Genomic DNA, 21206 nt, shown 5'->3' with positions numbered 1-21206 from the left:
GCCGGCCCGGCAGGGGCCCACCGCTCGCGGAACGTGACCGTCAGATCGGCGGAGCTCACCGAGGCGAATCAGCGGACCGGGCTCTCGTCGACCTCGTCGGTGCCGGCCGAGGGCGCCGGGGCGGCCCCGGTCGGCGGCAGCTCCACCACCCGGGAACGCGGCCACGGGCGGGCCCAGCCCCCCATCTCCAGCAGGGTGTTCAGCACCCCGGCGGTGAAGCCCCAGACCAGCATCCCGCGCACCGAGAAGGCCGGGCCGATCCAGCCGCTCGGATGGCGTACCCGCATCCGGTTCTCCGGGTCGACCAGCTCGGCGACCGGCAGCCGGGCGACGTGCGCGACCTCGGCCGGCTCGCGGGGGTGCACCGGGTGCGGGGCGTGCCACCAGGCGAGCACCGGGGTGACCACGAAGTCGCTGACCGGGATCCAGAGCCGGGGCAGCTCGGCCAGGACGGTGACGCTGGCCGGGTCGAGCCCGACCTCCTCGTTCGCCTCGCGCAGCGCGGTGGCGCTGGCGTCGACGTCCTCCGGGTCGGCCGCGCCGCCGGGGAAGGCCGGCTGCCCAGCGTGGTTGCGCAGCGTGGCGGCGCGCTGGAGGATCAGCACGTCCGGGCCGGCCGCCGGCTCCTCGCCGAGCAGCACCAGCACCGCGCTCTCCCGGCCGCCGCTCTCCGGGGTGGTGAGCCGGGTGAAGTCCTCGGCGCGAGCGGTGCCGAGGCGGTCGAGCAGCGGGTCGAGCCACCCCGGCGGCCGCCGGGTCCTGCCCGTGGCCCCGCTGTTCGCGCTCACGTGACCTCCACGCCGAGGTGCTTCCGGACCAGCTCGGCGAGGCGGGCGTCGTCCAGCGCGCCGGTGGAGTCGGTGTGCCGGATCCGACCGTCCGCGTCGACGAAGACGGTCAGCGGGAAGGCGTTCCGGTGCAGCGCCCGCTCGAACGCGTCCCCCTGGTCGACGAGCATGGGGAAGCGGACGCCGAAGTCCTCGCCGATGGACTGCGCCCCGCCGCGGCTGTCCCGGCTGTTCACCCCGATCACCTGGAACCGGCCGGCGGCCCGCTCGCTGAGCCGCTGGAAGGCGGGCAGCTCCTTGCGGCAGGGCGGGCACCAGGACGCCCAGACGTTGATCACCGCTGGACCCTTGACGTCGCGCAGCGGCACCGGTGCGCCCCCGGTGAAGCAGGAGAGGGTCAGCTCGGGCAGCGGGTCACCCGGGCTGCCGGCCGGCGCCGGGGCGGCCGAGGGCGGCGTGGCGGTCAGCGGGGCGCAGTCGGCGAACGGCGAGGGACGCTCGGGCCGGGCCGCCGACGCCGGCCGCTCCGGCTCGGTCGCGGTGCCGGTGCAGCCGGCCACGGTCAGCAGCAACGGGACGAGCAGGTACGCGAGGCGGGCGGTCACGGCACCTCCGCCGCGACCGCCTGCTGCGGCACCAGGTCCGGGTCGATGCCGACGGCCGCCGCGAGGTCCCGAGCGCGGGGCCCCTTGAGCAGCTTGGCGGCGGCCACCGGATCGGTCGGCCCGGTGCCGTACGCCGGGCAGAGCTTCGCCAGCGTGCAGGCGCCGCAGGCCGGCTTGCGGGCGTGGCAGACCCGCCGCCCGTGGAAGATGATCCGGTGCGACAGCATCGTCCAGTCGCGCTTCGGGTACAGCGCGCCGATGGCGTGCTCGATCTTCACCGGGTCGGTCTCGGTGGTCAGTCGCCACCGCTGCACCAGCCGCTGGAAGTGGGTGTCCACGGTGATGCCGGGGACGTCGAAGGCGTTGCCGAGGATCACGTTGGCGGTCTTGCGGCCGATGCCGGGGAGGGTGACCAGGTCGGCCAGCCGGCCGGGGACCTCGCCGTCGTACCGCTCGCAGAGGGCGCGGCCGAGGTTGATCAGCGAACTGGTCTTGTTGCGGTAGAACCCGGTCGGCCGGATCAGCTCCTCCAGCTCCGTGCGGTCCGCGCCGGCGTAGTCGGCGGCGGTGCGGTAGCGGGCGAAGAGCTTCGGGGTGACCTCGTTGACCTTCTTGTCGGTGCACTGGGCCGACAGGATCGTGGCGACCGCCAGCTCCAGCGCGTTGGCGTGGTCGAGTTCACAGTGCGCGTCGGGGTGCGTCTCGGTCAGCATCCGGCCGATCCGCCGCGCCCGGCGGGTACGACCGAGGTCGGTCTCGGTGGCGCGCGTGGTCACGCCGGCCAGCCTACGTCGCCCGGCCGACGTCCCGGTGGGCCCACGCCCACGGCGACCGGCGTCAGGCGCCCGCCGGGGGGCTGATCCGGCCCGCCTCGTCGATGGTGGGACCGGTCTGCGGGAAGTCGGCCCGGCTCACCTCGCGGACCAGCCCGAGGCCGCGGTGCTGCCGGTCGATCGCCGGCCGCCCCACCGAGTTCATCGCGGTCGAGGTGAACTGGCCCGCCACGAAGCTGCCGTCCGCCTTGACCGAGACCTTCAGCACCCCGCCCCAGCCCAGCCGACCGGAGGGGTTCAGCGACCGCCCGCCGCCGGCGAAGTTGCCCAGGCTGTACGCGATCAGCCGCCCCCGGTAGACCTCCATGCCCCGCAGCACGTGCGGCCCGTGCCCGATGACCAGGTCGGCGCCGGCGTCGATGACGGTGTGCGAGAAGCGGACCGGATCGCCTCGGTTCTCCCCGAAGAACATCTCGGTGCCCGGCTTGACCCGGGTCTTGTCGGCGCCCTCGGCGCCCATGTGCACCTGCACCACGACCACGTCGGCCTGGTCGGCGGCCATCTTGACCACCTTCTTGGCCGCGTCGAGGTCGACCAGGCTGTTCGACCACGGGTACGACGAGAAGCCGAGCACCGCGACCTTCACGCCCTGCACCTCGACCACGGTGATCTCGCCCGGCGCGCCGGTGTGCTTGAGCCCGTGCGCCTCCAACGCCGACTGGGTGTTCTCGTAGCCCTGCTGGCCGTAGTCGTAGCCGTGGTTGTTGGCCTGGTTGAGCAGCTGGAACCCGGCTCCGCGCAGGTGCGCCGCATACCCGGGGGGCGCCCGGAACTGGAAGCAGTTCGTCGCGTTGGCCGCGCACTTTCCGGTGCCGGTGTCGTCGGTGAGCGGCTCCTCCAGGTTGCCCATCACCAGGTCGGCCTTGAGCGCGGCCTTGACGTCGTCGAAGAAGCCCTTCCCGCCGTTGGCGGGCAGCCGGGACGGGGCGTTGCCCATGATCACGTCACCGGTCGCGGCCAGCGAGATGGTCTTGTCGGACTCGCTCGCCGGCTTGGCCGGCTGGTCGGCCTCGGCCGGGACGGTCGAGCCGGCCGACCCGTCATCCGCGCCCGCGTGCCAGGTCGGCCCGTCCCCGCCGGACTTGCCGCAGCCGGCGGCGAGCAGGGCGACGAGCAGCACGCCGAGGACGGCGCCGAGGCGACGCGGGAGACGGGGCACGGAGGTGGCGGGAGAATACATCGTCCGCGACGCTACCGTCCGGAAAGCGCGGCGACGATGGCCGATCGGTCGGAAAACCCGGCCGGTCGAGCGGGAGCGGATCCGGCTCAGCCCGACTGGCGGTCGGACCAGGGCACGACGGTGCCGGCGCCGCCGGCCCGGACGGCCGCGTGCACGGCCCGCGCCAGTGGGGCACCCCAGGCCGACCGGGGGCCACCGTACGGAGCGGCCTCGCCGTCGGCCGGGCAGAGCACGGTGACCGCATCCGTGGGGGTGCCGGTGGCCGGCATCCCCAGCTCCCAGATCGCCTGCGCCTTCGCCTCGGTCGCCGTGGTCACCGCGTTGACCAGGGCCGCGTCGCCGAGCCGGGCCGGGACGTACACGACGATGTTGACCGTGCCGACGCGCTGGGCGGGGGTGGCGGGCGTGGGCGCGGCGGCCCAGACCGGGGTGCCCAGCCCGACGGTGGCCCAGACCCGTACGCCGGTGTCGGCCCGGGCCACCACCTCGGCCACGTCGACCCCGGTCAGCAGCCCCACCCCGGGCCCGGCCAGGCCCAGGCCGTCGGCCAGCTCGGCGAGGTGGACCGTCGGGTCGTCCCGGGCGTACGACATCGGCACGGTCGCGTTGACCACCCACCGGCGTACGCCGATGCCACCGCCCAGCGGGGCGCTGCCGATCGCCAGCAGCGGCTCCGCCGCACGCCAGACCAGCAATGGGACGTTCCACCCGTCCTCGTCACGGGTGGTCAGGAACGGCTCGCTCAGCACGTCCCAGAGCCTATGATCCGAGGGGGTGCACCTCTGATTCCCCCTCATGTGGGCCTAGACTGGCGGCGCGCGAGGGATCAGCGGACGGCGGACCCGGCCGACGGACGGCACGCGCAGGCGGAGGTGCGCGATGGACGAGGTACTGGCCCGCAGCGGGATCTTCCAGGGTGTCGACCCGGAGGCTGCCGAGGCGCTCGCCAAGGAGATGGAGACGATCGAGGTCCGTAAGGGCGAGGTCGTCTTCAACGAGGGTGAGCCCGGCGACAGTCTCTACATCCTCCTGTCCGGCAAGATCAAGGTAGGCCGCCGCGCGGCGGACGGCCGGCAGAACCTGATCGCCGTGATGGGCCCGTCGGACATGGTCGGCGAGCTGTCGCTCTTCGACCCCGGCCCGCGCACGGCGACGGCCACCGCGGTGACCGACACCCGGCTGGTCCGGCTGCGCAAGCAGGCGCTGCGGCCGTGGCTGAACAACCGGCCGGAGATCGCCGAGCAGCTCCTGCGGGTGCTCGCCCGCCGGCTGCGCCGGACCAACGACTCGCTGGCCGACCTGATCTTCACCGACGTGCCGGGGCGGGTCGCCAAGAACCTGCTCCAGATGGCCGGCCGGTTCGGCACCCGGGACGGCGGCGTGCTGCGGGTGACCCACGACCTGACCCAGGAGGAGATCGCCCAGCTGGTCGGCGCCTCCCGGGAGACCGTCAACAAGGCCCTCGCCGACTTCGCCTCGCGCGGCTGGCTGCGGCTGGACGGCAAGAGCATCATCATCCTCGACCCGGAGCGCCTGGCCCGCCGCGCGCGGGTCTGACCGCCCCTGCCCGGCCGGTCGCACCCGGCCGCCGATCCGTCCCGGCCCGGACCGCCCCGCGCGGTCCGGGCCGGTGCCGTGTCCGGGCCCGGTCCGTCTGCCCGCCGCAGAATCACTGGACCCGGCCCCGGCGGGGCGGGAACGCTGGGCCGATGCTGGAACGTGTCGCAGTCCTGTCCGACATTCACGGCGCGCTGCCGCCCCTGGAGGCCGTGCTGGCCGAACCGGACGTCGCCGCGGCCGACCTGATCGTGCTCACCGGCGACATCGCCAGCGGCCCGCAGCCGGTCGAGGTGCTGGACCGGCTCGCCGCGCTCGGCGACCGGGCCTGCTGGGTCGGCGGCAACGGCGAGCGGGAGCTGGTCGAGGCGCGGGCCGGCCGGAAGTCGCCGTTCGAGGTGGCGAACTGGGCGGCCGAGCAGCTCCGGGACGACCAGGTGGCCCGGCTGGCCGCGCTGCCGCTGACCGTCACGCTGCCGGTCGCCGGTCTCGGTGACGTGCTCTTCTGTCACGCGACGCCCCGGGACGACGAGGAGGTCGTGCTGGTGGACTCGCGGATGGAACGCTGGGCGGAGGTCTTCGCCGGCGTACCGGCCGGGGTGGGGACGGTGGTCTGCGGGCACAGCCACATGCCGTTCACCCGGCTGGTCGACCGCCGGCTGGTGGTCAACCCGGGCAGCATCGGCATGCCATACGGCGGGGCGGGCGCCTGGTGGGCGCTGCTCGGCCCGGGCGTGCAGCTGCGCCGGACCGGGTACGACGTGGACGCCGCCTGCGCCCGGGTGGTGGCCGAGTCCGGCTTCCCGGACGCCGCCGAGTGGGCCGACGAATATCTGCGGGCGCGGCACAGCGACGCCGAGGCCCTCGCCGTTTTCGGCCCCCACGACGGCCGCTGACGTCCCCCGGCGGTGGACCCGCTCGTCGCCGCGTCCGGCCAGTTTCTGGTGCGGTGGCGCGAGCGGGCGCAACCACCATCTCCGGCCGCCGACCGGCCGCAGGCCGGAGGCCCTCGCGGCCAGGTCGGCCCGTCCCCGCCAGCTTCGCCGCAGCCGGCGGCGAGCAGGGCGACGAGGTCGGCCGGTATCGCAGACGGTTCAGCTCAGAGCGGCTACGAAACAGGCCGCTGCCATCGCCGGAAAAAGTCAGGCTTGACTGTTTGTTTCTCGGGCGGCACCCTGTCCCCGTGCCCGTCGCATCGACCCGCGTCCCTCAACAGGAGCGCAGCCGCGCCACCCAGGCGCGCCTGCTGGAGGCGACCGTCGAGTGCCTGGTCGAGCGCGGCTGGTCCGGCACCACCACGACCGTCGTGGCGGCCCGGGCCGGCGTCTCCCGGGGCGCCCAGTTGCACCACTACCCGACCAAGGCCGCGCTGGTCACCGCCGCCGTCGCGCACCTCACCGAGCGCCGGGCGGCGGAGCTGCGCGCCGAGGCCGACGCCCTGCCGGCCGGCCCGCGCCGGCTGGACCGGGTGGTCGACCTGCTCGCCGCCGCCTTCACCGGGCCGCTCTTCGTCGCCGCCCTGGAGCTGTGGGTGGCCGCCCGCACCGATGCCGAACTGCGCGACGCCCTGGTGCCCCTCGAAGCCCGGGTCGGCCGGGAGATGCACCGGCTCACCGTCGAACTGCTCGGGGTGGACGAGCGCCGGCCCGGCGTACGGGAGGCGGTGCAGACCACCCTTGACCTGCTCCGCGGCCTCGGCGTGGCCAACCTGCTCAGCGACGACTCGGCCCGCCGTACCGCCCTGCTGCACAGCTGGAAGCGCCAGCTGACCGCGCTGCTCACGCCCGACGACGGCCCGCCGGAGGCCGGCGGAGCGCCCGGGAGCGAGCCGTCCTGCCCCTGACCGCCCACCCCGCCCGGAGGCACCATGGTCGACCTGACAGCACTGCTCGCGGATCTGGCCGCCGAGTCCGAGCAGCTCGACGCCCTCCTCGCCCCGCTGCCCGCGCAGGAGTGGGACCGGCCCACACCGGCCCCGGGCTGGACGGTCGCCCACCAGATCGCCCACCTGGCCTGGACCGACCAGGTGGCCCACCTCGCCGCGACCGACGCGGCGGCGTTCTTCGCCTCGGTCATGGCCGCGCCGGACCTGTCCCGGCTGGTCGAGGACGGCGCGGAGACGTTCCTCGCCCGGCCGGCCGAGCTGCTGGCCCGCTGGCGGGACGGTCGCGCCGCGCTCGCGGCGGCCCTGGCCGCCACCCCGCCCGGCGAGAAGCTGCCCTGGTACGGCACCCGGATGTCGCCCGCCTCGATGGTGACCGCCCGGCTCATGGAAACCTGGGCGCACGGCGAGGACGTGGCCGACGCGCTCGGCGTCCGGCGGCCCCCGACCGCCCGCCTGCGGCACGTCGCGCACCTCGGCTTCCGTACCCTCGGGCACGGCTTCGCCGCCCACGGCCGCCCGGTGCCGACGGCGCCGGTCCGGGTGGAGCTGACGGCGCCGGCGAGCGCGAAGGACGAGCTGGCGGGCGAAGCCGGCACCGACGGTGCCGTCTGGGCGTTCGGGCCGGCGGACGCGGCCGACCGGGTCACCGGGCCGGCGCTCGACTTCTGCCTGCTGGTCACCCAGCGCCGGCACCGCGCCGACCTGGCCCTGGTCGCCACCGGGCCGGTCGCCGACGAGTGGCTGGACGTGGCCCAGGCGTTCGCCGGCCCACCCGGCGCCAAGCGGGCGCCGGCCGCCGTCGACGGGGCGACCGTATGAGCGTCCTGCGGGTCGGCAACGCCTCCGGCTTCTACGGCGACCGGTTCAGCGCCTGGCGGGAGATGCTCGACGGCGGCGAGCTGGACGTGCTGACCGGCGACTACCTGGCCGAACTGACCATGCTGATCCTCGGCCGGGACCGGATGCGCGATCCCGCCCTCGGCTACGCGAAGACCTTCCTCCGGCAGCTGGAGGGCTGCCTCGACACCGCGCTCGACCGCGGGGTGCGGCTGGTGACCAACGCCGGCGGGCTCAACCCGGCCGGCCTGGCCGCCGCGCTCGCCGCGCTCGCCGACCGGCTCGGCCTCCGCGTCCGGATCGGGTACGTCGAGGGCGACGCGCTCGCCCGGCCGGACGCGCTGACCGCCAACGCGTACCTGGGGGCGTTCGGGATCGCGGCCTGCCTCGACGCGGGGGCGGACGTCGTGGTGACCGGCCGGGTAACCGACGCCTCGCTGGCCGTCGGCCCGGCCATCGCCCGCTTCGGCTGGACCCGGGACGACCTGGACGCGCTGGCCGGGGCCACCGTCGCCGGGCACCTGATCGAGTGCGGGGCACAGGTCACCGGCGGCAACTTCAGCTTCTTCACCGAGCTGCCCGACGGCGGCCACCGGCCCGGCTTCCCGATCGCGGAACTCCACCCGGACGGCTCCGCGGTGCTCACCAAGCATCCCGGCACCGGGGGCGCGGTGACCGTCGAGACCGTCACCGCCCAGCTGTTGTACGAGGTGGGCGGGCCGGCGTACCTCGGGCCGGACGTGGTGACCCGGCTGGACACGGTGCGGCTGAGCCCGGACGGCCCGGACCGGGTACGGGTCAGCGGTGTCCGGGGCACGCCCCCGCCGGCCACCCTCAAGGTGGGCGTCAACAACCTGGGCGGCTTCCGCAACTCGATGACGTTCGTGCTCTGCGGGCTGGACATCCCGGCCAAGGCGGCCCTGATCCGGGGGCAGCTGGAGGAGGCGGTCGGCCCGGCGGGCCTGGAGTTCGTGCTGGCCCGTACCGATCATCCGGACGCCACCGACACCGAGGCGGCGAGCGCGCTGCTGCACGTACACCTGCGGGACGGCGACCGGGCGCGGGCCGGACGGGCCTTCTCGGCGGCAGCGGTGGAACTGGCGCTGGCCTCCTACCCGGGCTGCACCCTGACCACGCCGCCGGGCGACGCGGCGCCCTACGGGGTCTTCACCGCCGACGCGGTGCCGCAGGACGCGGTCGCGCACGTCGCCGTGCTGCCGGACGGAATCCGGGTGCCGATCGCCCCGCCCGTGCGAACGGCGGCGCCGGCGGCGGACGAGCAGGCGGCCGGGGTAACCGGAGGACAAGAGCACACCGGCCCGACCCGGCGCGGGCCGCTCGGTGAGCTGGTCGGGGCCCGCTCGGGGGACAAGGGCGGAGACGCCAACCTCGGCGTCTGGGCCCGGACCGACGCGACGTGGGCCTGGCTACGCGGTTGGCTCACTGTCGCCCGGCTGGCCAAACTGCTGCCGGAGACCGCCCCGCTGACCGTCGAGCGGTACGAGCTGCCCAACCTGCGCGCGGTCAACTTCGTGATCCGGGGGCTGCTCGGCCAGGGCGTGGCCGCCTCCACCCGGTTCGACCCGCAGGCCAAGGCGCTCGGCGAACTGCTCCGCTCCCGGCTGGTGGACCTGCCCGCCGACCTCGCCCCGGAGGTGCCGTCATGACCATCGTGGACACTCCCGAACGGCGGCAGCTCCGCGAGCTGACCCGCGCCTTCGTGACCCGGGAGGTGCTGCCGTACCTGGACGGCTGGGAGCGGGCCGGTGAGGTGCCCCGGTCGCTGCACGAGACCGCCGCGAAGCTCGGGCTGCTGGGCATCGGCTTCCCCGAGTCGGTCGGCGGCAGCGGCGGCAACCTGCTCGACTCGATCATCGTCACCGAGGAGATCATCCGCTCGGGCGGCTCGTCCGGATTGATCGCCGCCCTGTTCACGCACGGGATCGCGCTGCCGCACCTGGTGGCGTCGGGGAACGACGACCTGATCGACCGCTACGTCCGGCCGACCCTCGCCGGGACGATGATCGGCGCGCTGGCGATCACCGAACCGGACGGCGGCTCCGACGTGGCGGCCATCCGCACCTGCGCCCGCCGGGACGGCGACCACTACGTGGTCAACGGGTCGAAGACGTACCTCACCAGCGGGATACGCGCCGACTTCGTAACCACCGCCGTCTGCACCGACTTCCCCGGTTCCGGGTCGCTCAACCTGCTCGTGATCGAGAAGGGCACGCCCGGCTTCACCGTGGGCCGGCGGCTGGAGAAGCTGGGTTGGCACTGCTCGGACACCGCCGAGCTGTCCTTCGTCGACGTCCGGGTGCCGGTGGCGAACCGGATCGGCCCGGAGGACACCGGCTTCATCACGATCATGCAGCACTTCGCCACCGAGCGGCTGTCGCTGGCCACCCAGGCGTACGCGACCGCGCAGCGCTGCGTCGAGCTGGCGATCCGCTGGTGCCGGGACCGGTCCACCTTCGGCCGGCCGCTGGCCGGCCGGCAACTGATCCGACATCGGCTGGCCGAGATGCACACCCGGGCCGAGGCGGCGCGGGCCTACGTGCACGAGGTGGCCGCCCGGGTCGCTGCTGGCGAACCGGTGGTCACCGAGGTGGCGATGGCGAAGAACGTGGCGGTGGCCGCCTGCGACCACGTGGTCGACGCGGCCCTGCAACTGCACGGCGGTTTCGGCTACCTGCGCGACGCCGAGGTGGAGCGGCACTACCGGGACGCCCGCATCCTCGGCATCGGCGGCGGGACCACCGAGATCATGAACGAGATCATCGCGAAGGGCATGGGGCTGTGACCACGCTGGACAGCGCGCTCGACCCGTCCTCGCCGGCCTACCAGGCCAACCGGGCGGCCCTGCTGGCCCGCCTCGCCGAGTTGGACGCCGCGCTCGACCAGGCGCGGGCCGGTGGCGGCGAGAAGTACGTCACCCGGCACCACAAGCGGGGCAAGCTGCTCCCCCGGGAGCGGATCGAGCTGCTGCTCGACCCGGACAGCCCGTTCCTGGAGTTGTCGCCGGTGGCCGGGTACGGCACCGACTTCCCGGTCGGCGCCAGCGTGGTGACCGGCATCGGGGTGGTCGAGGGCGTCGAGTGCCTGGTCGTGGCCAACGACCCGACGGTACGCGGCGGCGCGGTGAACCCGTGGTCCCTCGCCAAGACCCGGCGGGCCGGCGAGATCGCCCTGGCGAACCGGCTGCCCATGGTCAACCTGGTGGAGTCGGCCGGCGCGGACCTGCCCACCCAGGCGGAGATCTTCATCCCGGGCGGCCGGGTGTTCCGCGACCTGACCCGGCTCTCCGCCGCGAAGATCCCCACGGTCAGCGTGGTGTTCGGCAACGCCACGGCGGGCGGCGCGTACATCCCGGGGATGTCCGACTACACGATCATGATCCGCGACCGATCCCAGGTGTACCTGGCCGGGCCGCCGCTGGTGAAGATGGCCACCGGCGAGGTCACCGACGACGAGTCGCTGGGCGGGGCGGCCATGCACGCCACGCGGTCGGGCCTGGCCGACTTCCTCGCCGAGGACGAGCGGGACGGCATCCGCCTGGCCCGGCAGTGCGTACGCCGGCTCAACTGGCGCAAGCAGGGCCCGCCGCCGCGCACCGCGTACCCGCGGCCACCCAGGTACGACCCGGAGGAGCTGCTCGGCATCGCCAGCGCCGACCTCAAGGTGCCCTTCGACCCCCGCGAGGTGCTCGCCCGGGTGCTCGACGACAGCGCCTTCGACGAGTTCAAGCCGGGCTACGGCAGCGCGCTGGTCACCGGCTGGGGCGAGCTGCACGGGTGGCCGGTCGGCGTGCTCGCCAACGCCCGGGGCGTGCTGTTCAGCGAGGAGGCGCAGAAGGCGGCCCAGTTCATCCAGCTCGCCAACGCCACCGACACCCCGCTGATCTTCCTGCAGAACACCACCGGCTACATGGTCGGCACCGAGTACGAGCAGCGCGGCATCATCAAGCACGGCGCCCTGATGATCAATGCGGTGTCGAACTCGACGGTGCCGCACCTGACGGTCAACCTGGGCGCCTCGTACGGCGCCGGCAACTACGGCATGTGCGGCCGGGCGTACGAGCCGAGGTTCCTGTTCACCTGGCCGAACGCCAGGTCAGCGGTGATGGGCCCGGCGCAGCTCGCCGGGGTGCTCTCCATCGTGGCCCGGCAGGCCGCCGCCGCCCGGGGCCGGGAGTACGACGAGGACTCCGACGCCGCCATGCGGGCGATGGTGGAGCAGCAGATCGAGTCCCAGTCCGGGGCGCTCTTCCTCTCCGGCCGGCTCTACGACGACGGGGTGATCGACCCCCGGGACACCCGTACCGTCCTCGGGTTGTGCCTGTCGGCGATCCACAACGGACCGGTCCGGGGCGCCGACGGCTTCGGCGTCTTCCGGATGTGAGGGGCAACTGATGATCAACCGGCTGCTCGTGGCCAACCGGGGCGAGATCGCCCGCCGGATCTTCGCCACCTGCCGCACGCTCGGGATCACCACGATCGCCGTGCACTCCGACGCGGATGCGGACGCGCCCTTCGTCGCCGAGGCCGACCTGGCGGTACGCCTGCCCGGGCACACGCCAGCCGAGACGTACCTGGACATGGTGCAGCTCCTGCGCGCGGCTCGCCGGTCCGGCGCGGACGCCCTGCATCCCGGCTACGGCTTCCTCGCCGAGAATGCCGAGTTCGCCATGCGGGTGACCGAACACGCCGGGTTGACCTGGGTCGGCCCATCGGCCAAGGCGATCGCCGCGATGGGCGACAAGCTGGCGGCGAAGGCGCTGCTGGCCGACGCGGGCGTGCCGATGCTGCCCACCTGGACCGAGGCCGACCAGGTCACCGACTTCCCGGTGCTGGTCAAGGCCGCCGCGGGCGGCGGCGGACGGGGCATGCGGGTGGTCCGCGACGCGTCCGGGCTGGCCGAGGCCGTCGCCTCGGCGCGCCGCGAGGCGGCCGCGGCGTTCGGCGACGGGACGGTCTTCATCGAGCGGTACGTCGAGCGCGGCCGGCACGTCGAGGTGCAGATCTTCGGCGACACCCACGGGACGGTGCTGGCCCTCGGCGAGCGGGACTGCTCGATCCAGCGCCGCCACCAGAAGATCGTCGAGGAGGCACCCGCGGTCCTCAACCGGGGGCTGCGGGAACGGCTGCACGCGGCGGCGGTGGACGCCGGCCGGGCCGTCGACTACGTCGGCGCCGGGACGGTCGAGTTCCTGCTCGCGCCCGACGGGGCGTTCCACTTCCTGGAGATGAACACCCGGCTCCAGGTCGAGCACCCGGTCACCGAGGCGGTCACCGGGTTGGACCTGGTCCGGCTGCAACTGCTCGTCGCCGAGGGCGAGCCGCTGCCGCTGGCGGCGACCCCGCCGGCCGACGGCCACGCGATCGAGGTACGCCTCTGCGCCGAGGAACCGGGCCAGGGCTTCCGTCCGGCCACCGGCACCCTGCACCGGTTCGCGATCCCCGGGGTGGCCGGCGAGTTCACCCCGACGAAGGGGCTGCGGCTGGACTCCGGCGTGACGGACGGCTCGACGGTGAGCGTGCACTACGACTCGATGCTGGCCAAGCTGGTCGCCTGGGCGCCCACCCGTGCGGAGGCGGCCCGGGCCCTGGCTGGCGCGCTGGCCCGGGCCGAGTTGCACGGGGTGGCCACCAACCGCGACCTGCTGGTCCGGGTGCTGCGCAGCCGGGAGTTCGGCGCGATCGAGATCGACACCAGTTTCCTCGACCGGCACCCGGAGGTCTTCACCCCGCTGCTGCCGCCCGACCAACTGCCGGTGACCGCGCTCGCCGCCGCGCTGGCCTCGGCCGCGGCCCGGCGGGCGGCCGCCCCGGTGCTCGGCGAACTCCCCTCCGGGTGGCGGAACGTACCCGCGTTCCCGCAGGTCGCCCGATACGCCACCGGGGACGGGCGGGAGGTCGAGGTTCGCTACCGGCTGGGCCGCGACGGCGAGCTCGTCGAGTGGTCGACCGATCCGGCCAGCGACTTCTCCTGTCGCCTCGTATCGGCCGCCCCCGACCGGGTCGTGCTCACCGTGCTCGAGATGGAGTGGCCGTTCCGCGTACACCGGGTGGGGTCGGCGGTCTTCGTGGACGGCCCGGACGGGGCGGCGAGCCTCACCGAGCTGCCGCGTTTCCCGCTGCCCACCGCGGAGCTGGCGGCCGGGTCGCTGCTCGCGCCGGTGCCCGGCGCGGTGGTCCGGGTGCACGTCGAGGTCGGCCAGCGGGTCGCCGCCGGTGACCTGCTGCTGACCCTGGAGGCGATGAAGCTCGAACACCCCGTGCTCGCCCCGACCGATGGCGTGGTCGCCGAGCTGCCGGTGCCACCCGGCGGCCAGGTCGACACGGGGGCCGTGCTGGCCGTCGTGGACAGCTCCGGCTCGGTGCGCCGGGACCTGGAGCCGCCCGACCCCGAGGAGGACCCGCGATGAACTTCGACCTCACGCCCGAGCAGGAGCAGCTCCGCGACGCGGTCCGGGCGCTGGGCCGCCGCTACGGCCACGCCTACTTCGTGGAGAAGGCCAAGGCCGGCGCGCACACCACGGAGCTGTGGCACGAGGCCGGCCGGCTCGGCTACCTCGGCGTCAACATCCCCACGGAGTACGGCGGCGGGGGCGGCGGCATCACCGAGCTGGCCATCGTCTGCGAGGAGCTGGCCGCGGCCGGCTGTCCGCTGCTGCTGCTCGTGGTCTCCCCCGCCATCGCCGCCACCGTGATCGCCAGGCACGGCACCGAGGCGCAGCGCAAGCGGCACCTGCCCGGCCTCGCCGACGGCTCCCAGAAGATCGTCTTCGCGATCACCGAGCCGGAGGCCGGCTCGAACTTCCATCGGCTCGGCACGGTGGCCCGCCGAGACGGCGACGGCTGGTTGCTCTCCGGCCGCAAGTGCTACATCTCCGGCGTCGATGAGGCGGGGCACGTGCTCGTCGTGGCTCGGACCGAGGACGCCACGACCGGCAAGCTGCGGCCCGCCCTCTTCATCGTGCCCACCGACGCGCCGGGGCTGACCCGCTCCAAGCTGGACATGGAGATCGTCTCGCCGGAGAACCAGTTCCTGCTCTACCTGGACGACGTCCGGCTTCCCGGCGACGCGCTGGTCGGCGAGTCCCTGGATGCCGGGCTGCCGGCGCTCTTCTCCGGGCTCAACCCGGAGCGGATCACGGTCGCCGCGATGGGCGCCGGCACCGGCCGGTACGCGATCGAGCGGGCCAGCGCGTACACCACCGCCCGGAAGGTGTGGGGCGGCCGGAGCATCGGCGCCCACCAGGGCGTCGCGCACCCGCTCGCGCACGCCGCGGTGCAGGTGGAACTGGCCCGCCTGATGATCTACAAGGCGGCCACCCTGTACGACGCCGGCCGCGACCTGGAGGCGGGCGTCTCCGGCAACATGGCCAAGTACGCGGCCGGCGAGGCCGCCGCGCTCGCCGTGGACACCGCCGTCCAGGCGCTCGGCGGGGCCGGCATGACCACCGAGTACGGGGTGGCCACCCTGCTCGGCGCGGTCCGCGCCGGCCGGATCGCCCCGGTCAGCCGGGAGATGATCCTCAACTTCGTCGCCCAGCACGTCCTCGGCCAGGAGAAGTCCTACTGACCCGGAAGACTGAGGGCCGGCGAGGTCACACCGGCCCTCGGTCCACCGTCCGGCAGGCGGCGTCGATCCGGTGTACCGGGCGGACCCGCCGGCCCAGGCCCTCCAGCAGCGAGTCCTCGACGTGGAAGTCGCGAATACGCAACTGACGGCGGGGCAGCTCATCCTCGCTCGGGCAGAGCACCTGGGCCCGTACCTGGTCGACCGGCAGGTAGCGGACGCCGCCGCGCTCCTGGAGCAGCACGACGTTGACGTCGTCCACCGTCACCACGTGGCCGCGGATGTCCTCCCTCACGCCCGGGGCCGACTCGATCGTGGTGACGGTGAGCGGCAGCACCGGGGTGCTGATCACCGGGAGCGCGGCCCAGACCAGCGTGGCCAGCACTGCGGCCTCGGTCACCGAGGCGAGCGGCCGGATCACCGCCGCCGGCAGCGGCCCGGTGACGAAGAGGGCCAGCACCGGCGGTACGACGAGCAGCACCATGGCAAGCAGTTCCCGCTGCTGCCAGGCGTCGAGCAGGGTCGACGCGAGCAGCCACAGATAGCCGGTGAAACCGGCACCGAGCAGCAGCACGCGGGGCACCACCTGCTCGTGCACCCGCTCCGGGCTGAGCTGGAACGCCGCCACGAACGCCGGGACGAGCAGCGGCAGGTAGAGCAGCGGCCAGGTGACCAGGGCCAGCAGGAAGCTGGCCACCGCGAACCAGGCCGGGGTGGTATCCACCCAGCGGACGAAGAGCGGGCGGCGGACGCCGGGCGGCATCCGGTCCACGCTGACCCGGAGCACCGCGCCGAGCGCGAAGACCGCGACCAGCCCGGCGGAGAGCAGTTGCGCGGCCGTGGTGAGGAACCCGGCGAGCAGGTTGACCGTGCCGACGTTGGCGACGAGCAGCAGGGTGGTCTGCAGTTCCCCGCCGGCCTCGACACCGAGCCGGAGCACGGAGAAGACCGCCGGGACACCGACCACGGCCGTCCAGAAGGACTGGCTGGCCCGGGCCCGGCGTTCGGCCTTGTCCGCACCGGGCGGGAGGGGCGGAACCGGGCCCGCCGGGTCCGGGACGGTCGCCGCCGGTGCGCTCATCGCCGGGGTGCCTTGTCGTCGAAGTCGACGAGCTTGGGCACGTCCAGCGGCTGCGGCTGCGACCGGCCGCCCTTCAGCCACGGCCCCAGCGTCCGGTTGTACGCGCTGAGCCACGGGCTGCTGATCCCGTTCCGCCCCTCCAGGTAGCTCTTGTGCAGGAAGAACGCGACCAGGTCACGCAGCGCAGGGTCACCGATCGGCACCCCGATGCCGAGCTGTTCGCTGGTGCCGAAGGGCATGTCGACGATCTCGAACTCGGTGGGATACCGGGAGAGGAAGCCGGCGAGGATGGTCTCGTCGGAGCTGACCGCGTCGAAGCGTCCCTTCCGGATACCCTCGACACAGTCGCCGACGTCCTTCACCACGTACGCCTTGACCTGGTGCTTCTCCAGCTCGGCCTCGGTGGTGGAGCCGCCGCTGGTGCAGACCCGGTAGCCCGGCTCGCGAAGGTCCTCGATGGTGCGGATGCGGTCCTTGAGCCGCCTCGGCACCATCACCTCCTGAGTGGTGACGAAGTACGGCCCGGCAAAGCTGACCAACTTCTTGCGCTCCTCCGTGATGGAGAAGCTGGACACCACCAGGTCCACCGTGCCGGCCTGCAGGGCCGGGATCCGGTCCTCTGTGGACAGTGTCACCCACTCGATCCGCTGGTCGCCCTCGAAGCCGAGGGACGAGGCGATGTAGCGGGCGATCTCGACGTCGAAGCCGGTGTGCGCGCCGTTGCGCAGCTCGCCCATCAACGGTTCGGTGGCGGCCACCCCGATTTTGATCCGGGGTTGGCCGTCGACGTGCGACTCGCGGAGCTTGTCGAGGACCGACGGCAGGGACGGTTCCCGGCGGTTGTCGCACCCGGCCGCGGCGGCCAGGGTCAGGGTCAGCGCCACGGCGAGGGTGGTGGCGACGGACCGGAGCCGGTGACGGGGAGGAACCTCGTTCATGGGCGACCTCGATCACGGACACGGCGGGGGTACCCAGGGTAGCGGCACCGGCGGGTTGCGTAGTGGTTCACAGTGGTCGGTTCAGTCCGACATGGAGGTGGCCGGCCCAGCGGGTCGGCGTTGCCGGGAATTCGTCGCGAACGGCCCGAACCGTGTCGGTGAGCACCCGGGCCGCTGCGGCCGTGTCCGGACGCCGGGTGCCGCCGTTCGTCAGACCGGCGTAGAAGGCCTCGGCGATCCGGGCGCTGTCCGTGGTACGCCAGGTCGTGCCGATCACGCCGGGGAAGCCCGCGAGCTGGAACGCCGCGGCCAGGTGCAGCGGTTCGTCGGTGAACGTCGGGTGCGTCTCGGCGGTGCTGCACGCGGAGAGAAAGGCCAGCTCGGCCCGCTCGAGGTGATACGAGCTGACCGTGTGCGGGCTGAGCCTTCCACCTCCGCCGAGGCGCAGGCCGCCGGTCAGCATCGCGCTCAGGCCGGCGTCCGCCTCGCCGTGGCAGGCGAAGTGCGCAATCGGGTGTGCCCGCAGCGCCTCTTCGACCGCGCGCGCCGCCACCTCGGTCCCGGTGAGCACGGTCGAGCCGGGGAGCAGGCGGGCGACGTGCTCGACCTCGCCGCGTACCTGGGATAGCGCCGGCAGGTCCCGCGCGGTCGGTACGCCGACGACGGCGGCCGTGGCGGTCGCCGGTGGCCGCGGGCGGTTCGCGGCGACGTGCGCCAGGGCGGTGAGGGTCGGCGTGTAGGACGACACGGTGCGGTCGAGGACCGTACGCCTGCGGTCCGGGTCGCGATGGTGACCGGCGGCGTGGAGCGGGAGGCGGGCCAGCGCGCCGACCGGGGACCACCAGATCCGGGGCGCCGGATCGTCCACGGGAGCGACCCGGTCGAGCACCGGCCCGGTGACGGCGTCCCAGAGCCAGGCCAGGATGCCGTGCAGTTGCTCCTGTGCGGCGGCGCGCCGGTCGAACGGCACCGCCGGGTCGGTCGCCTCGGACAGCGCCGCGTACCAACGGACGGCGTGCCGCTGGACGGCGGTCCCCGACAGCTCGGGCAGGCGGACCACCTGGACGGGCCGCTCCGGGTCCGCCGGCACGACCAGCGCGTCGCCCCGGTCGCCGTGCGTGTCGACCACGACGACCGGCATTCCCGCGAGCCGCTGGCGGAGCAGCGGCACCGACGGTGGACGCAGGAAGTCGGCGAATCCGGGGAGCCCGCGGATCCGCTCGATCAGCCGGTCCCGTTCGACGGCGAGCTGCCGGGTACGGGCCGCCCAGGCCTCTCGGGGGTCCCATTCCGTCGTCGCGCTGTCCAGCAGATCGCCGTCCGCCGACCGGCGCTCCACCGCGATGGTGAACTTCCGGACGTGCGTGTAGGCGTCCGCCTCCGCCAGTTCCCGGTCGACCCGGTCGAGTTCCGTGGCGAGTTGGGGGCTGACGGTGCGCAGCGCCGCCCGTCCGCTGCGGATGCCCAGGGCCTCGTGGAACAGCAGGCCACGGCCGCGTTCCAACAGCTCGACGGCTCGGTCGGCGTCCCCAGCCGCGATCGCGACCGCGGCAGCCTCGGCCGCCAGCCCGCCCAGTGCGGCGACGGCGCCGAGCCGGCGGCGGGCGCTTGACGACCGGCTGACCGAGGTCGGCATGCGGCGCACCGCCCGCTCCAGGGCGGCCAGTCGGGCGGCCGGGTCGCCGGCCTCGCGGGCCAGCGCGGCCTGCTGGCGTTCGGCGTTGATCCGGGTCTGCGCGTCCGCCCTGGGCGACGCGGCGATCGCCGCGTACGTGGCGATGGCCTCGGCCCTCGCCCAGTTGGCGTCCGGCTCTTTCGATCTCGACAGCTCGGCGGCCGCCCGAGCCAGCAGCCCGGCCCGCAACGACCACCAGTGGTGCTCGGTCGGGGTCTCCTTGACCGCCTGCCTGGCCAGCTCCACGGCGTCGGCCAGGACCATGAGGTCGCCGCCGACCAGGTACCGCTGATACCGCGTGTCGGCGACCGAGCTGAGGATCCGGGGCTGGTCGGGATGGTCCGGCGGGAGCAGGGCGAGCGCCTCGCGGTAGGTCCGCTCGGCCATCGCGAGGCCGGCCTCGTCGTTCCGGCGGAAGGCCTGCCGCGCCAGGCTGCTCGCGTGGTTGAACAGGAAACCGATCCGGCGGGAATCGTCATCCGGCAGGGCCTCGATGGCGCGCCGGTTGGTCTCCACGGCTTCGGCGAGGAGCGTGTCGTCGGGTGCCAGCACCTCCCGGTGGGACAACAGGTTGGCAAGCTTCAGGAGCCTCAGCGGGTACAACTCGTGCCGGGTGGACGTTTCGCTGAGCGCCTCGCGCTGGTACCCCAGCGCCTCGTCGAGGAGGTCCGGATCGCCGGCCAGCCAGCCGGCGTCGGCCAGCGTGTCGGCGAGGACCACGAGCTGGAACGGGCGCAGGTCCGGCTGCGCATCGGTCAGTTCCAGCGCCGCGCGGGCGGCCGACACGGCGGCCGCGACCAGTTTCTCGTCCCGCCCCTGCACTCCGGCGTGGCCGGCGGCGCCCGCCAGCAGGTTCAGCGCGTCCCGCCGCAGCGGATGCGACGGCCCGGTAGCGTCCAGGGCCACCTGCGCCCAGGTTGCCGCCCACGCGGCGCCGCCCAGCTCACCGCCGTGTTCCCAGCGATCGAGCTCGGCCCGGGCGAGCGACAGCAGGGCCTGCGGCCGGGCCGGATGGAAGCCGGGCACCGCGGCGGCCAGCAGGGCGGCCGCCTCGTGCCACTCGGCCAGTGCCGGTGGTGAGGCGTCCACCGCGATCCGGGCGCCCGTCTCCTCGGCCCGCTGCAGGAGCCGGTCGATCACCTCGGGTTGGTTGGCTGCGGTGGCGACCGTGCTGGCCGGTTCGGGGCCGATCTCCCGGGCCAGCAGATTGACGACCGTGTTGAGCCGCTCAAGAGCTGAGGCCGCCTCGGGCCGGTCCGGCGCGGCGGCGTGGACCGCGTCCCGCCAGGCGGCGGTCGCCTCCAGCAGGAGCAGGACCGATGCCTTCTCCGGAACCTCGTGCAGCCGGCACAACGCCGCGCCGAGCTGTGCCACCGCCCGCGGATCGGTGGGATGCCGCTGCCAACTGAGCTGCGCCGCCCGGCGGTATTCCCCGACGGCCAGCTCCAGCGCCTTGGGGCCGGCGCCCCGGTCGAAGTAGCGCTCGAACAGGCGGCCACGGCGGGCGAGCCGGTGCATCCGGTGCGGGTCCTGCGCGGAGGTGGCTGCCAATGCCTCCGAGGCAACATCCAGCGCCTCGTCGTACGTCGACCCGTCCCCGGTCTCCTCGGCCAGCGTGACCAACGCTTCGGCGAGATCGGTCAGCAGCGCGGCACGGAGCAGGACGGCCGACGCGTCGCGCTCCCGCGCCAGCGGCCGAAGCCATTCCCGGTACAGCGTGACGAGCATCGGGAGGGCCTTCGCCGAACCGGCCCGGTACCGCTGCCGGAGCCCCGCGATCCGGTCGGCCTGCTGCTGGCTGAGCAGGACATCGGACAGTCGCGGCGCACTCGGTCGGTCGGCATCCCGGTATTCGTCCCGGATCAGCTCGGGCACCAGGTCCGGGTCCCGGCGGCACCCGCGCCGGAACTGCTCGACCGCCGCCCGGCGCTCCCGCAGACCGTCCAGGCCGGGCAGGTTGAGGTAGCGGTACCAGTGGAGCTGGGCCAGTGCCCGCGCCGCCTGGCGTCCGGCTCCGCGGTCACCGGCTGCGGCAGCAAGGGCCTCCTGCTCGTGGAAGAGATCCGCTCCGAACAGGACATCCGGATCGCCCGTGCGTTCGTACTCGGCGGTGACCGCCGTGACCCGCTGCGCGGCACTGTCGGTGGTCCGTCTCGACATCGCTGCTCGATTCCCCGTCGCTGGTGTCGGCCGGCGATCTCCTTGTCCCGCAACGATCCTGCCCGCTGCGGACCGCTCGATGG

At 74.1% G+C, this 21206-nt stretch carries 17 protein-coding genes; 9 read left to right on the top strand and 8 right to left on the bottom strand.

What is annotated here, in order from left to right; genetic code table 11:
• Positions 1–68 precede the first annotated feature (68 nt).
• The 5 genes from ACY34I_RS06870 to ACY34I_RS06850 form a co-directional block, all read right to left on the bottom strand.
• The gene (locus ACY34I_RS06870) at positions 69–788 is read right to left on the bottom strand and encodes an NUDIX hydrolase (RefSeq protein ID WP_462753552.1); all 720 of its coding nucleotides are present in this window, start codon (positions 786–788) and stop codon (positions 69–71) included.
• The gene (locus ACY34I_RS06865) at positions 785–1393 is read right to left on the bottom strand and encodes a TlpA family protein disulfide reductase (protein WP_462753550.1); all 609 of its coding nucleotides are present in this window, start codon (positions 1391–1393) and stop codon (positions 785–787) included. The genes ACY34I_RS06870 and ACY34I_RS06865 overlap by 4 nt, the downstream gene beginning before the upstream one ends.
• A complete protein-coding gene (gene nth, locus ACY34I_RS06860) occupies positions 1390–2169 on the bottom strand; it encodes an endonuclease III (RefSeq protein ID WP_148793109.1) in 780 nt (259 codons plus the stop codon). The genes ACY34I_RS06865 and nth overlap by 4 nt, the downstream gene beginning before the upstream one ends.
• A 61-nt stretch (positions 2170–2230) precedes the next feature.
• Positions 2231–3406: a CapA family protein gene (locus ACY34I_RS06855; RefSeq protein ID WP_462753548.1), complete on the bottom strand. Its 1176-nt coding sequence runs from the start codon at positions 3404–3406 to the stop codon at positions 2231–2233.
• A gap of 86 nt (positions 3407–3492) precedes the next feature.
• Positions 3493–4155, bottom strand: a complete 663-nt coding sequence (locus ACY34I_RS06850) for an adenosylcobinamide amidohydrolase (protein WP_462753546.1) — start codon at positions 4153–4155, stop codon at positions 3493–3495.
• A gap of 130 nt (positions 4156–4285) precedes the next feature.
• Between ACY34I_RS06850 and ACY34I_RS06845 the strand changes: the two genes are divergently transcribed.
• The 9 genes from ACY34I_RS06845 (at position 4286) to ACY34I_RS06805 (ending at position 15272) form a co-directional block, all read left to right on the top strand.
• A complete protein-coding gene (locus ACY34I_RS06845) occupies positions 4286–4963 on the top strand; it encodes a Crp/Fnr family transcriptional regulator (protein WP_007073398.1) in 678 nt (225 codons plus the stop codon).
• A gap of 152 nt (positions 4964–5115) precedes the next feature.
• Positions 5116–5859 carry a metallophosphoesterase family protein gene (locus tag ACY34I_RS06840; RefSeq protein ID WP_462753543.1) on the top strand — a complete coding sequence of 248 codons (744 nt, stop codon included), beginning with the start codon at positions 5116–5118 and terminating at the stop codon, positions 5857–5859.
• 287 nt (positions 5860–6146) lie between these two features.
• Complete coding sequence (locus ACY34I_RS06835; protein WP_462753541.1) at positions 6147–6806, top strand: TetR/AcrR family transcriptional regulator; 660 nt, start codon at positions 6147–6149, stop codon at positions 6804–6806.
• A gap of 24 nt (positions 6807–6830) precedes the next feature.
• Positions 6831–7667 (top strand): TIGR03084 family metal-binding protein, encoded by an 837-nt coding sequence (locus tag ACY34I_RS06830; protein WP_462753539.1) that lies wholly within the window; start codon positions 6831–6833, stop codon positions 7665–7667.
• Positions 7664–9352, top strand: a complete 1689-nt coding sequence (locus tag ACY34I_RS06825; protein WP_462753537.1) for an acyclic terpene utilization AtuA family protein — start codon at positions 7664–7666, stop codon at positions 9350–9352. Before ACY34I_RS06830 ends, ACY34I_RS06825 begins: the two co-directional genes overlap by 4 nt.
• Positions 9349–10488 carry an acyl-CoA dehydrogenase family protein gene (locus ACY34I_RS06820; protein WP_462753535.1) on the top strand — a complete coding sequence of 380 codons (1140 nt, stop codon included), beginning with the start codon at positions 9349–9351 and terminating at the stop codon, positions 10486–10488. The genes ACY34I_RS06825 and ACY34I_RS06820 overlap by 4 nt, the downstream gene beginning before the upstream one ends.
• Complete coding sequence (locus ACY34I_RS06815; protein WP_462753533.1) at positions 10485–12086, top strand: acyl-CoA carboxylase subunit beta; 1602 nt, start codon at positions 10485–10487, stop codon at positions 12084–12086. The genes ACY34I_RS06820 and ACY34I_RS06815 overlap by 4 nt, the downstream gene beginning before the upstream one ends.
• A gap of 10 nt (positions 12087–12096) precedes the next feature.
• Positions 12097–14112 carry an acetyl/propionyl/methylcrotonyl-CoA carboxylase subunit alpha gene (locus ACY34I_RS06810; protein ID WP_462753531.1) on the top strand — a complete coding sequence of 672 codons (2016 nt, stop codon included), beginning with the start codon at positions 12097–12099 and terminating at the stop codon, positions 14110–14112.
• Positions 14109–15272, top strand: coding sequence for an acyl-CoA dehydrogenase family protein (locus tag ACY34I_RS06805; RefSeq protein WP_462753529.1), 1164 nt, complete (start codon positions 14109–14111; stop codon positions 15270–15272). The genes ACY34I_RS06810 and ACY34I_RS06805 overlap by 4 nt, the downstream gene beginning before the upstream one ends.
• 25 nt (positions 15273–15297) lie before the next feature.
• Here ACY34I_RS06805 and ACY34I_RS06800 read toward each other — a convergent pair whose 3' ends face one another.
• The 3 genes from ACY34I_RS06800 to ACY34I_RS06790 form a co-directional block, all read right to left on the bottom strand.
• Positions 15298–16350: a hypothetical protein gene (locus ACY34I_RS06800; RefSeq protein WP_462753527.1), complete on the bottom strand. Its 1053-nt coding sequence runs from the start codon at positions 16348–16350 to the stop codon at positions 15298–15300.
• Positions 16347–17288, bottom strand: a complete 942-nt coding sequence (locus ACY34I_RS06795) for a transporter substrate-binding domain-containing protein (RefSeq protein ID WP_462753525.1) — start codon at positions 17286–17288, stop codon at positions 16347–16349. The genes ACY34I_RS06800 and ACY34I_RS06795 overlap by 4 nt, the downstream gene beginning before the upstream one ends.
• Positions 17289–17355: 67 nt before the next feature.
• Positions 17356–21123, bottom strand: coding sequence for a CHAT domain-containing protein (locus ACY34I_RS06790; RefSeq protein ID WP_462753523.1), 3768 nt, complete (start codon positions 21121–21123; stop codon positions 17356–17358).
• Positions 21124–21206: the final 83 nt, after the last annotated feature.

The sequence above is a fragment of the Micromonospora sp. RTBAU3-60 genome, assembly GCF_054963695.1.
This window is presented reverse-complemented; position numbering and strand designations above follow the sequence as displayed.

Excerpts from the sequence above, each read along its gene's own strand:
- ACY34I_RS06855 (WP_462753548.1), bottom strand. The coding sequence starts at position 3,406 with ATGTATTCTCCCGCCACCTCCGTGCCCCGTCTCCCGCGTCGCCTCGGC.
- ACY34I_RS06845 (WP_007073398.1), top strand. The coding sequence starts at position 4,286 with ATGGACGAGGTACTGGCCCGCAGCGGGATCTTCCAGGGTGTCGACCCG.
- ACY34I_RS06840 (WP_462753543.1), top strand. The coding sequence starts at position 5,116 with ATGCTGGAACGTGTCGCAGTCCTGTCCGACATTCACGGCGCGCTGCCG.
- ACY34I_RS06830 (WP_462753539.1), top strand. The coding sequence starts at position 6,831 with ATGGTCGACCTGACAGCACTGCTCGCGGATCTGGCCGCCGAGTCCGAG.
- ACY34I_RS06825 (WP_462753537.1), top strand. The coding sequence starts at position 7,664 with ATGAGCGTCCTGCGGGTCGGCAACGCCTCCGGCTTCTACGGCGACCGG.
- ACY34I_RS06820 (WP_462753535.1), top strand. The coding sequence starts at position 9,349 with ATGACCATCGTGGACACTCCCGAACGGCGGCAGCTCCGCGAGCTGACC.
- ACY34I_RS06810 (WP_462753531.1), top strand. The coding sequence starts at position 12,097 with ATGATCAACCGGCTGCTCGTGGCCAACCGGGGCGAGATCGCCCGCCGG.
- ACY34I_RS06805 (WP_462753529.1), top strand. The coding sequence starts at position 14,109 with ATGAACTTCGACCTCACGCCCGAGCAGGAGCAGCTCCGCGACGCGGTC.
- ACY34I_RS06800 (WP_462753527.1), bottom strand. The coding sequence starts at position 16,350 with ATGAGCGCACCGGCGGCGACCGTCCCGGACCCGGCGGGCCCGGTTCCG.
- ACY34I_RS06795 (WP_462753525.1), bottom strand. The coding sequence starts at position 17,288 with ATGAACGAGGTTCCTCCCCGTCACCGGCTCCGGTCCGTCGCCACCACC.
- ACY34I_RS06790 (WP_462753523.1), bottom strand. The coding sequence starts at position 21,123 with ATGTCGAGACGGACCACCGACAGTGCCGCGCAGCGGGTCACGGCGGTC.